10 protein-coding genes are annotated in these 12,438 nt (G+C 49.9%); 5 read left to right on the top strand and 5 right to left on the bottom strand.

All coding sequences use genetic code 11. The features are described 5' to 3' along the window. Positions 1–80 precede the first annotated feature (80 nt). Positions 81–959 (bottom strand): ROK family protein, encoded by an 879-nt coding sequence (locus BN2762_RS17865; protein WP_055108250.1) that lies wholly within the window; start codon positions 957–959, stop codon positions 81–83. A gap of 362 nt (positions 960–1,321) precedes the next feature. Here BN2762_RS17865 and BN2762_RS17870 point away from each other — a divergent pair, with 362 nt between their 5' ends. After that, positions 1,322–2,029, top strand: a complete 708-nt coding sequence (locus BN2762_RS17870) for a DNA alkylation repair protein (RefSeq protein ID WP_055108251.1) — start codon at positions 1,322–1,324, stop codon at positions 2,027–2,029. A gap of 20 nt (positions 2,030–2,049) precedes the next feature. Here the strand turns inward: BN2762_RS17870 and mgtE are convergent, their stop codons facing one another. Continuing rightward, positions 2,050–3,384: a magnesium transporter gene (gene mgtE / locus BN2762_RS17875; RefSeq protein WP_083485004.1), complete on the bottom strand. Its 1,335-nt coding sequence runs from the start codon at positions 3,382–3,384 to the stop codon at positions 2,050–2,052. Positions 3,385–3,649: 265 nt separating this feature from the next. On the opposite strand from mgtE, the gene BN2762_RS17880 reads away from it, so the two are divergent. From BN2762_RS17880 to BN2762_RS17895, 4 genes are all read left to right on the top strand, one after another. Continuing rightward, positions 3,650–5,092: a PTS mannitol transporter subunit IIBC gene (locus tag BN2762_RS17880; protein ID WP_055108252.1), complete on the top strand. Its 1,443-nt coding sequence runs from the start codon at positions 3,650–3,652 to the stop codon at positions 5,090–5,092. Between the two features lie 74 nt (positions 5,093–5,166). Beyond that, on the top strand, positions 5,167–7,278 hold the full coding sequence (locus BN2762_RS17885; protein WP_055108253.1) for a BglG family transcription antiterminator: 2,112 nt from the start codon (positions 5,167–5,169) through the stop codon (positions 7,276–7,278). Between the two features lies 1 nt (position 7,279). Next, entirely contained in the window at positions 7,280–7,717 is a 438-nt protein-coding gene (locus tag BN2762_RS17890; RefSeq protein ID WP_055108254.1) for a PTS mannitol transporter subunit IIA, read from the top strand. Further along, positions 7,714–8,868 carry a mannitol-1-phosphate 5-dehydrogenase gene (locus tag BN2762_RS17895; RefSeq protein WP_055108255.1) on the top strand — a complete coding sequence of 385 codons (1,155 nt, stop codon included), beginning with the start codon at positions 7,714–7,716 and terminating at the stop codon, positions 8,866–8,868. The genes BN2762_RS17890 and BN2762_RS17895 overlap by 4 nt, the downstream gene beginning before the upstream one ends. A 251-nt stretch (positions 8,869–9,119) precedes the next feature. On the opposite strand, the gene BN2762_RS17900 is transcribed toward BN2762_RS17895, so the two are convergent. From BN2762_RS17900 to BN2762_RS17910, 3 genes are read right to left on the bottom strand one after another with little or no spacing between them, the layout of a single operon-like run. Beyond that, positions 9,120–10,190 (bottom strand): hypothetical protein, encoded by a 1,071-nt coding sequence (locus BN2762_RS17900; RefSeq protein WP_055108256.1) that lies wholly within the window; start codon positions 10,188–10,190, stop codon positions 9,120–9,122. Further along, complete coding sequence (locus tag BN2762_RS17905; RefSeq protein WP_055108257.1) at positions 10,177–11,673, bottom strand: hypothetical protein; 1,497 nt, start codon at positions 11,671–11,673, stop codon at positions 10,177–10,179. The genes BN2762_RS17900 and BN2762_RS17905 overlap by 14 nt, the downstream gene beginning before the upstream one ends. After that, the gene (locus tag BN2762_RS17910; RefSeq protein WP_230202537.1) at positions 11,645–12,415 is read right to left on the bottom strand and encodes an ABC transporter ATP-binding protein; all 771 of its coding nucleotides are present in this window, start codon (positions 12,413–12,415) and stop codon (positions 11,645–11,647) included. The genes BN2762_RS17905 and BN2762_RS17910 overlap by 29 nt, the downstream gene beginning before the upstream one ends. Between the last annotated feature and the right edge of the window lie 23 nt (positions 12,416–12,438).

Here is a 12,438-nt window from a genome sequence, read left to right on the forward strand (position 1 = left end):
ATTTAGGGTACTAAAAAAGCGAGCCTTAGAAATTTGCATTCCAAGACTCGCAGTTGTAGGGGCCCTGCTATAGCTTCTTCTTACTGACGCAAAAATAATGATGCCGCTCCGAGAACGCCTGCTTTATTCCCTAAAGAGGCCTTAAGTATTTTCACGTCCTTATAGCTCTGCATAACGAATACCCTAGTTTTTGCTTCAACCAGCCGGACCAAATCCTCCTGCTCCATAACGCCGCCCCCGACAATAACGGCGGACGGATTAAAAATATGAATGATCGAGGTCAGGCCGTACGCGACTTCATCGGCCCATGCATGCAGAGCCTGCTCCAGCTGTTCGTTCCCCTGCTTTATTTTCGCAAACAATATTTTACCGTTCGTACAGTCAGGGTCAATCTGCCTGGCCTTTTGCACCAAAGCCGTCGTTGAGGCGTATTTCTCGTAGAAATAATGGCCCTCCCCCCGGAAATCAGCTGGAGCATGAGTCATGATATGACCGAATTCGGCCGCAACGCCGTTAGCACCTTTATAGACCCGGCGATCGATGACAATGGCGCCGCCAATTCCCGTACCAAAGGTTAAGCATAAGAAATCCTTCAAGTGGCGCGCCGCACCGAAGAAGGCTTCGCCTAGCGCAGCTGCGTTTACGTCATTTTCAACCTTTACGGGCTTATGGAATCGCTCTTCCAGCATATCCTTCACTCTCATGCCGGTATAATCAGGTATATTGCTGTTAGCGAAGACAATCGCTCCCGCTTCGGAATCGACTTGTCCAGCCGTGCTGATCGCAATCGCATCAAATGCGTCATATTCAGCGATCTTATCCATCAGCCTGGCCATGACATGCGGGCCGCCCTGCCGGCTTTCCGTGTCGTACTCCTGGAACTGCTCAATGCTTCCGTGCTCATCACAAATGCATAGCTTGGTATTCGTCCCACCGATATCTGCAGCCAAAATTTTCATTCTCTCACGCCTCCATGAACTGTTTTGTAACCTCCACCGCATGCATCATCGCTGAGCCGACAACACAATTAAAATTACGATGGATCTTATGGAAGACTTTATAATCCTCATTCATATGTAATCACTCCACACTTCTCAATTAAGAAATTATGATCACCAGGAATCATTCGGATGGAGCTTAAGCTTCCCGGCTCTTATGTATTCAAGTTATCATGAACCTTCGATTCTGTAAATTATTTTCTTCGACAGCTTATTTAATGAAAATCATTTCCTAAAAAGTCAATGCTGGGTTTCCTTACCTGCCCTCCTTCCGGCCGCAGTATGGTACCATAGAATCCATAAATCCATAGGAGAGTGGCCATATGACATTCGCAGAAATCATGACAAAGCTCGAGGAGTTAGGGACGGAGCAGACAAAGAGGACCTTTATTCGCCACGGCGCCAAAGAGCCGCTGTTCGGAGTAAAGGTCGGGGATTTAAAAAAACTGGTCAAGCCGGTAGCGAAGGATCAGGACTTGGCCCTGGCTCTTTTCGATTCAGGCAATTCCGATGCCATGTATTTGGCAGGCCTGGCCGTTAACCCGCAAATGATGACGAAGCCGCAGCTTGAGCATTGGGTCAAACAGGCCAACTGGTACATGCTCGCCGAATATACTGTTGCCGGCGTTGCTGCGGAAAGCCCGTACGCGCTGGAGCTTGCCAGGGAATGGATGCGCTCTGCCGAGGAAATGGTTGCCGCCTGCGGCTGGAGCACGTATGCCAACTACATCTCGATCACTCCTGACGAACAGCTCGATATGGAGGAAATCCGTTCTTTGCTGCGCCAGATCGAAGCAACGATCCATAAAGAGCAGAACCGGGTACGGTACATCATGAATACCTTCGTCATCATCACGGGCAGTTATGTGACTCCTTTATATAAGGAAGCCTTTGGAGTTGCGGAGAGCATCGGAAAAGTTCACGTTGACGTCGGCCGAACCGCTTGCAAGGTTCCGTCCGCGGCCGAATATATCCGCAAGGTAGAGGAGCGCGGCAAGCTCGGCGTGAAGAAAAAGACCTGTATCTGTTAGGTCCTTCATCCTTTTGGCAGCTAGAGATTAAGCAGTATTCTTGCCACCGTGAAATAAATAACCAGGCCGGTGCCGTCTACGAGCGTCGTGATAAATGGCCCCGAGATGACGGCCGGATCCGCCTTCAGCTTATGCAGCACCAGGGGCAAAATAGCCGCGACCAGGGATGCCCATATAACGATCATCAGGGCAGTGATGCCGACGACTAGACCCACGTTCAGTTCCACGCCCAGCATCCAGGCACGCAGAAAGGCGATCACAAAAATCGTTGCCCCGGTCATAAGCCCCGTTGCCAGCTCCTTCTGGATGACGCGAAACAAATCGCGAAAATGCACCTCCCCTACGGCAAGAGCCCGAACGAGCGTTGATACCGTCTGGGTTCCCGTATTGCCTCCGGTACCAATCAGGAGAGGAATGAAAAAGGCGAGCGAAATGACATTCGTAAGCGTATCCTCATAATGTCTCAGAACCGTGCCTGTATAGGCTTCGGCCACGAACAAGATGAGCAGCCAAATGATCCTCTTGCGGTACAGGTGAAACACAGAGGTTTTGAAGTATACATTCTCCAGCGGCTGGCTGCCGCCCAGCATTTGAATGTCCTCCGTCGCCTCCTCCTGCATTACGTCGATCAAATCATCGACCGTAATGACGCCGATCAGGCGGTGCTGCGCATCCACTACGGGCAGAGCGACCCAATCATAGCGCGACAGCAGCTCTGCGGCCTGCTCCTGGCCCATGTTGGCCGGCACGGAGATGGGCTCATCCGCGATTTCCTGCAGCAGAGTATGCGGGTCCGCCAGAATGATTTTTTTCAGCGAAACGACCCCCAGCAGTTCCCCCTTCAACCCGGTTACATAAATATATGCCGTAATCTCGGCCTCTCGTCCCACTTTGCGTATATGCTCAAGCGTCGCTTCCATCGTCCACTGCCCTGGTGCGGCGATGTAATCGATCGTGGCCAGACTCCCCGCCGTCTCCTCCGGAAACGTCATCAACGTCTGGATGCGTTCGCGGTAATCCTCCGGCAGCAGGTCAAGCAGCTGGTCCGCCTGATATCTATGAATCGCCAGCATCATATCCGCCACGATGTCGCTGGGCAGCTCATTAAGGATTCGAGAGGTCAGCTCCTCCTTTAAACGATGCAAAATTTGATACTGCACAAGCGGCTCCACAAACTCCAGAATTTCCGCAGCTGCCGCCGGCGGCAGCAGGTCCATCAGCTGAAGCTGCTCCTCCGCCTTCAATTTCTCCAAGCTTTCTGCCAAATCAATCGGTCTGAACCCTTGTACAAATGAAACTATCTGCGCCTGATCCCCTGTCTGGATCGTCTGCCGCATCCGATGAAGATCGATCATTTTAACGTACTCCTTTAAACTTGTTATTTCATGCTTAATATTCCATTGTACCACGTTTCTTGGCCATAATAGGCTCTTATGAAGCTTTGGAGGTATAAGCCGGCGGCATTCATCAGACAATAAAATCATGGCAACAGCCCTCATGAAGCAACCTGCTTTTGATTTGATTGCCAGTGAAATCGCTGACAGATACGATAAGTATAGGATATATGAACTACTCCTTATTTTCAGATCCAACAAATATTTTTGTGGAGGTTAATATCATATGGATACTGCACAATCATCTGGTTTTAAAGTTCAAGTGCAGCGTTTCGGCAGATTCCTGAGCGGAATGGTTATGCCGAACATCGGTGCATTCATTGCCTGGGGTCTGATTACCGCTCTCTTCATCCCAACGGGTTGGGTCCCGAATGAAAGTCTCGCTTCGCTTGTCGATCCTATGATTACTTACTTGCTGCCGCTGCTCATCGGTTATACGGGCGGGCATATGGTTCACGGCGTAAGGGGCGGCGTTATTGGCGCCGTCGTAACGATGGGCGTCGTGGTAGGAGCCGATATCCCTATGTTCCTCGGAGCCATGATTATGGGTCCATTAGGCGCCTGGGTGCTCAAGAAATTCGATAAGGCCGTTGAAGGCAAAATCCCTGCCGGCTTCGAAATGCTGGTCAACAACTTCTCCTCGGGGATCATCGGCGGCGCACTGGCCCTGGCGGCCTTCAAAGGCGTCGGTCCAGTCGTTCAAGCATTCAGCGACGTCCTTGCCGCAGGCGTTCAGTTCCTGATCAATACAGGTCTTCTTCCGCTTGCTAACCTGCTGATAGAGCCTGCTAAAGTATTGTTCCTGAACAATGCCATCAACCACGGAATTCTTGGTCCGCTGGCGCTGGAGCAGGTGTCCAAGGCCGGGCAATCCGTTATTTTCATGCTGGAATCCAACCCGGGACCTGGTCTTGGCATTCTGCTGGCTTACTGGGTTTTCGGCCGAGGAATGGTTAAGAATTCCGCGCCTGGGGCTGTCATCATTCACTTCCTCGGCGGGATTCATGAGATTTACTTCCCGTACATCCTGATGAATCCGCGTCTGATCCTTGCTGCGATTGGCGGCGGTATGGCGGGTACATTCACCTTCTCGATTCTGGGAGCGGGCCTCGTAGCTGCGCCATCCCCGGGAAGTATCATTGCCTATATGGCCATGACGCCTAAGGGCGGTTACCTTCCTATGTTTGCCGGCGTTCTGGTGGCAACGGTCGTGTCCTTCTTGATCGCTTCCCTGCTGTTGAAAACAACGAAGGCTAGCGCCGAGGAAGGTACGGATCTGGAAGAAGCACAAGCGAGAATGCAGCAAATGAAGGCGGATGCTAAAGGAACCGCTGCTTCCAGCGCTGCTGTAACCAGTGCTGCTGCAGCCAATGCTGCGGTCAAATCCAAAGACGAGGTGAAGAAAATCGTCTTCTCCTGCGATGCAGGTATGGGCTCCAGTGCCATGGGGGCTTCTATTCTCCGGAAAAAGGTTACAGCCGCCGGCTTGCCGATTACAGTCACCAATACGGCGATCAACGACATCCCGGATGATGCCGACATCATCTTCACCCATAAGACGCTGACCGATCGGGCACGTCAGAAAAATCCTAAAGCAGAGCATATATCCATCGATAATTTCCTGAAGAGTCCTGAATATGATGCGCTCGTCGATAGATTGAGCAAGTAATTTCAAGCCTGACGCTGACAGTATTCTGTCGGCGTTAGGCTCATTTCTACCGTGAAGGATGATGCCGTATCATAATGTCGACTAGACAACGACGGATTGTAGAGCTGCTGTTCAATCAACAGAATGACATTACCGCAGCTGATATCGCTGCCGAAATCGGAACCAGTACGCGCACCATTCACCGGGAGCTTAACGATATTGAGCCGGCCCTTGCGGCTCATGGCATTGCACTTCATAAGAAATCCGGGATTGGCATCAAAATCGAAGCGGACGGCGGCAGCATTGACCGTTTCAAGCAGCAGTTGAACTTATCCGTGCCTGCGGATTATTCTCCCGAGGAGCGCAGGGTGCTGATCCTGTGCAAGCTGCTGCAATATGACGAGCCGGTGAAGCTATTTACGCTCGCCCATGAGCTGAACGTGACGATGCCTACCATCAGCAGCGATTTGGATCAGCTGGAGGATCAAATCAACGAGCAGCGGCTCACGCTGGTCCGTAAACGCGGCTACGGGGTTGAACTGACAGGCAAGGAGCAAGCCAAACGGCAAATGATCAGCCTTCTGGCGATCAGATACTTGGATGACTCGGACCTGTTCGGGCACCATGACGATGGAACCGACCATACGGTCGTGCATCCATTGACCAGTCAGTTGATGTCCATGGTCGGCAGAGAACAATTCTTCAAGCTTGAAAGAGCGCTATGGCAAATGAACAAGCAGTGGCCGCTCCGCTTGTCCGAGGATGCTTACACAAGGCTGCTCATTCGGCTGTCCGTGGCTTTGACCCGTATCCAGCTCGGCTGCTTAATCCAGCCAAGCAATTCTGAGGCTGCTGTTCCATTGGGCGCATCGGGCGCATCGGCCCCACCGGCACAGGCAGCTGCTGGGAATGGCAGGGAGAATGATCAGCTCGACCGTCTGCTCCAGCTGCTCGACCTGCAGCTGCCTGATCAGGAAGCTGCTTACATCAGCGCCTTGCTGACCGATGAAGCACAGCACGAGCTGGGGCTTCTGGTCAACCACAACGATATGTCTCTCATCGAGACGGTAACCGGGCTGATCCGCTTCATCGAAGACAAGACGCAAATTTCATTGATGAATGACCGCTCGCTGGTGGAAGGCTTGATCCAGCACATGCACCCTGCCTTTCAAAGAATTGCCAACGGCATCGCCATTCGGAATCCGATCCTGACGCAAATCAAAAAAGACTATGATGAATTATTTACCCTCGTCAGACAAGGTATTGACACATTTGTGCAAAATATCCACATTCCCGACGAGGAAATCGGATATATCGTCATGCACTTTGGGGCAGCTATTGAACGGCTGAAGCAATTGCCGTGGAAGGTTCGGGCCGTGCTCGTATGCACAAGCGGCATCGGATCATCCAAGCTGCTTGCAGTACGCATTTCCAAGGAGCTGCCGCAGATCGAATTGATCGGCCATCTCTCTTGGTACGAGGCCGTACGGCTGCCTGCAGATGATTATGATTTGATCATTTCTACCGTCAATTTGCCGCTGGCGTCCGATAGGTATATCAAGATCAGCCCGCTGCTTACGGAGGATGAGACTGTTAAGCTGCGAGATTTTATCCATGACATTACTTTAAAAAGCAAAGAGCCCTCCCCCGCTGTGCTGGCGGATTCGGACCGCGGCCCGGTAGATAGGCTAAGACAGCTCCGCCTTTACTCGGATATTGTGCTGCGGCTGCTCGACAATTTCCTAGTCCATCGGATGGAGCGGGCTGCCGGCGGCCCGGATTTGGCAAGCCAGCTGCTGCATATGGTGTCCACCATCGATCAGCCAAGCGTTCTGCTCCATAAGGAGAAGATCGTGGGGCAGCTGCTTCAACGGGAGCAGCAGGGCAGCCTGGTCATGCCGGATACGGAGATTGCCCTGATCCACACGCGCAGCGAATGGGTTCAGCATCCTGTGATCTCCCTCTTCCGCTATGATTTGCCTATCGAGCTGAATTATGAAGCGGGCTCCGTGAAGCAGGTCCTGATGATGCTAGGACCGTTGAAGCTGGATAAGGCTAGCCTGGAGGTACTCAGCGAGATCAGCGGAATGCTGCTTCTGACCGAGATGACTACCCTGTTGGAGGGAGGGAGCAAAGAGGAAATCAAGAGCTTTATTTCCGGGCAGCTGGAGAAATATATGATTAGAAAATTGGATTGGAGAGATTAACATGACTATTCTATCTAAAGATAAAGTGAAGCTGAATGTGAAGGTTCAGGATAAGTACGAAGCCATTCGCATGGTGGGACAAATGCTGGTCGATGCAGGGCACGCGCCGCAGGAATATATCGAGAAAATGATTGAGCGTGAGAACTCCCTCTCCACCTATCTTGGCGGAGGCCTGGCGATGCCTCACGGCACCAACGAAGCCAAATCCATGATCAAATCCACGGGCATGGCTATACTTACCGCCCCGGACGGGATCGACTTCGGCGGCGATGAGCCTGCGCGCTTAGTCATCGGGCTTGCTGCCATCCGCGATGATCATATGGGAATTTTAACGAATGTGGCCGTGCTCGTCTCCGATGACGAAGAAATGGAACGGATCGTAAATGCGACCTCGGAGGAGGAGCTCATTGCCATCTTCGAACAGGGGTTGAGCGAATGAAGGCCGTACATTTCGGGGCCGGCAATATCGGGCGCGGGTTTATCGGCCTACTGCTCTCGAAATCCGGATACGAGGTCACCTTCGTCGACGTGAATGACAAGCTGGTCGAGCTGCTGCGGAGCAAACGCCAGTATACAGTCGCTTTGGCCAATGAAGAAGCCGCTTCGATCACCGTGGAGAATGTCACCGCCATTGATGGCAAGAACACTGCCCTTGTCGCCGAGACGGTTGCCAAAGCCGACATCGTTACCACCGCCGTCGGCGTCTCTGTACTTAAGCATATTGCGGCTGCCATTGCCGAAGGGATCGAGCTGAGGCTGGCTCGAGGCGAACGCCCGCTTCAAATCATTGCGTGTGAAAATGCCATCGGCGGCAGCACACAGCTTAAACATCATGTATACGAGCATCTGTCCGAAGCAGTAAAAAGACAAGCCGACCAAACGATCGATTTTCCCGATGCCGCCGTGGATCGGATCGTGCCGCTGCAGCAGCATGATGATCCGCTGCTTGTCACGGTCGAGCCCTTCTATGAATGGACCGTCGACCGGTCGGCGATACGCGGTGAATTCAAGGAAATCGCCGGCGTACATTATGTAGACCGGTTGCTGCCCTATATCGAACGTAAATTGTTCACCGTCAATACGGGACACTGCATTGCCGCCTACCACGGCTTCCTCCGCGGATACGAAACGATTCAGGAAGCGATGAAAGACCCGGTTGTCGTTGGCGAGGTTAAAGGAGCTTTGCAGGAATCGGGAGAGATGCTTATCCAAATGTATTCATTCGATGAGGCATCGCATCGCCAGTACGTCGAGCAAATTCTGGAGCGCTTCATCAATCCTTACTTGACCGATGAGATCGTACGCGTTGGCCGCTCCCCGATCCGGAAAATTTCCGCGAACGATCGGCTCGTAAGACCGGCGCGGCTGGCCCATGAGCTGGAGATTGCTGTCCCCCATCTGACCAGGGCCATTGCCGCAGCCCTGCTGTTCCAAGAGGACGGCGATCCGGAAGCAGCCGAGCTGCAGGCCTATATTCATGAGCATGGTGTCCATGAAGCCATTGAGAAATATACGGAACTGCCGAAGGAGCACCCGCTTCTTGGGCAAATAGCCGATGAATATGCAGAGCTTAAAGATAATCGATCCTGATTAGCACACGAACCAGGGTCAAATTAGTAATATCACTTTATCGGAAAAAGAAGCCGTTGACGCTGCAGTACCCATCAGGCGAGCCTGCAGTCTATCGGCTTCTTTTTCCCTGTTTTACTGTGAAGCCTTAGCTCCATGTAAAATTTTTGATGATATGTAGACCGAATTGCTCATCCATCCTCAAAGAAATACGGAGGAAAAAAATAGGGTAAAGGAATTATCCTTTACCCCATTTTAAAGAATATGATTTTTTAAGCTTCTGCGTTTATTTTCAGGTGTACCGCATCCTGAAAGGCATCCGGATCGTCGAGCTTGATCCATATCTTAGTGATTTGCTCCTTGCCGCCCAGCATATAGGTCTTCCAGTGCGGTTCTTTTAATACAAGCTCATATTGGGGCGAATCAAGACTTAAAACACAATTGAAGGTATCTTTTGTCTTGTCTTCGTCACTAATATTTTTAGGCGCATGGCGAAAGACATCAATTTGATCCGGGCTGAATTCCGTCCTCGAATAAAACCCAAGTCTTAATATAATGACTTTATCCGTCACCATATGCGGCTCATACCGACATGAATTATAGAAGGCGACCAATTGGAACATCAGGTAAATGCTGGAAATCGTAATGATCCATGCTAGCGTCTTACTAAACAGGCTGATTAATAAGTGAAGGACGCTAACATCAATCAGAAGCATGATGCATCCAAAAATAATCAATACTTTAATCATAGAGGTTTTGTGGTAGGTGTAGGATACGTCCGCATCAATTTTCGGCGGCTTAAACCAGACATACAAGCAATAATACCACAACCTAATCTCATTGAAGGCCAGCCTCCTGAGCAAGCCTTGGCCAAACAGCGGTGTCAAGCTTTGCTCCAGCCGTACGATCGTTTCTTTGGATGGATCAACCCGTAAAAAATCCTGCCTGACCTTGATTAGCTTATACAGAAAAAAGACAACAAAGCTGGCCAGAATCGGAGGGCCTCCCCACTGTATAGCATATGTATACAATTCTGGCCTTGGATTGGGCAATATCAAAGCTGCAAGCAGAAAGGATATGCCAGTCATCATATAAAAGAATACAAACGGCGCTGCTGTCAGCAGACTGACAAACAAGCTAAGCATAGGAATTACAATTAGGATTCCGGCTGTGACGATCATAGTTTGATTGACCAGTAACTCTTCATTTCTGGATAGGAGGAAGTAGCCTCCCCCATAAATGATCGTCGTCATCAGCAGCATACATAGCTGGAGCGATTTTTGCAATCGGGTGCTTTCCGGCTTAGTTACGGCTTCTTTTCTCGGCAAGTTATCGATATTCACTGGCACGCACTCCTAAACCAAACATAGCGAGACATGGCAAGAAAAGCAACACAGAAAAGAGATAATGCAGATTGAACCAATATAGTGCAACAGCGATAAGCGTATAAATCAGGCCAGCAAAGCTGGACAATATAGGGATCGGACTTTGCGGCACCTGCTCCAGCATCCCGTTGGAATCTTCCTCTTTGATGATCATCATGACTGCCTGCCCTCCCTTTCGATCAAGGGAAGCAATCCCCAATTGCAGTAAAATAGCGCCCATCGTGATGGATACGCACCACACCAGCGTTTGTAAGATCACTAGGCCATCGATCTGCAAGAACAGAGCTACCACAGGGTACCCGATCAGTACGGGAACTACAACCAGCAAAACCGAAGTTATAAATTTCGCCGTGAAAATATGCCTGCCCTTGGTTCCGCTCATAAAATAAAGAAGATAGCTCTGCTTTTCTTGCTGATATAGCGCAGACACAATCTCACCAAACGCCAGCATGGTATAGAGAACGACAAATCCAAATACATAAGCAGGGGTGTTCTGCCCGGTAAGGAAGGAATTAAACATTCCGATTTTTGTGAGAACAATAGCTGCAATCATTCCAATCAGCCATAAGCCTACTCTCACTAATGTAATCTTATTTTTAATAATTAAAATCCAATCCTTGATCATAACTGCATTTTGCGGAGTTGAGATCAGATGGGAAATCCCGCTATCTTTGTTCTGGATCCTTTTATCATTCTCTACAAATCGAAGCCAGCCTTCATAATACAGCTCCCCCATTTTCCCTGTGAGAAGAAGCAATACGATTACACCTGCACCGCAGACCGCAGCAACCGGATACATGATCTGTTCAAATTGGCTCCAAAAAACAGAGGATACCGACTCCAGTGAAACTAGCACCCATACGATAAAGCCGAACAACGCCAAATAACCAATCGTCGCTATGCCGACAAATCCCTTTACGATGGCCGGAATATAATACATGGTAATAATCATCATATAGCGGCAGACCAGATCGACGGTCATCTCGGCTGCAAATCCAATGACAAACAACAATACCCCTGTCGTCAATTTATGGGCCATGCCCAGGCCGCTTGTCAGCGGAATCGTCAGGATTAAAGCTGCCCATAAATATAAAGGCATCCGGGATAGCCATTGTCCCATAATGAGCTGAAAGTTAGAGATACCCGACGAATGAAACAGCATCAAATTTTTTTGCATGTACATTTGCGAAGGCAGATCGTTCATAGCACGGAGCAAGCCGACAAGCAGACTTTCAGCGACAATAAAGAGAATTTTTTTAGATAAATCGGCCTCCATAAAAATATTCCCAAATTTCTCTGAAAAATAAATGGGAATCGCGATTCCTAGCAATAGAATCCAGATTAGCAATTTAGCCCGGCTGTGGTATAAATACTGATTCAGGAAAGGGCGATTATAGTAATAGATAATCGATTTAATTGTTGAGGGTAACAGGTTTTTCACCCCTTTCTATTAGAGATAGAAAGATCTCCTCCAGCTTGCTCTCCGATTCCATGCCCCGGCTTTGGCGCAGCTCCTCCATCGTCCCCATGGCCTGAATCTTCCCGGCGTCCAGAATAGCAATCGTGTCAGCCATCTCCTCTACCACATCAAGAATATGCGTCGTAAGAAACACGGTGACGCCATTCTTCTTCGCTGATCGATAGATTTGATCCTTGACCTCTCGAGCGGCCAAAGGATCTAGACCATTGGTTACTTCATCCAGGAATAGAACCTCTGGGTTGTGAATGAGTCCGCACGCAATAGCGGTTTTCCTTTTCATCCCTAAGGAATAAGCCTTGATTAACTTATCCGCACTCTCCAGCAAGCCAAACTGAGCCAGCAATTCCTCCGTCCTATGATGGATCTCTTCCCTTCCAAGTCCGTACAAGCCACCGACAAATCGCAGCATCTCCCGGCCTGTCAAGCCTTCATGCAGTAGGGGGACATCAGGTACATACCCTGTAATTTTCCGAATGCTTTTATCCTTCCACATGTCAATCCCTTTAATCAAAATACTGCCTGAGGATGGCTTTAGCTGGCCTGTCATCATTTTCATCGTTGTAGTTTTCCCGGCTCCATTACTTCCAAGGAAAGCAAAGATTTCCCCCTGGGGAACAGAGATAGATAGATTGTCTACAGCAAGATGCTTATCATAAAATCGGGTAAGGCCTTTCAGCTCAATCATATGGGGCACTTCATTCATCTAGCATTCACTTTCCTTTCATA

The organism is Paenibacillus ihumii (assembly GCF_001403875.1).
Taxonomy (GTDB): Bacteria; Bacillota; Bacilli; order Paenibacillales; family Paenibacillaceae; genus Fontibacillus; species Fontibacillus ihumii.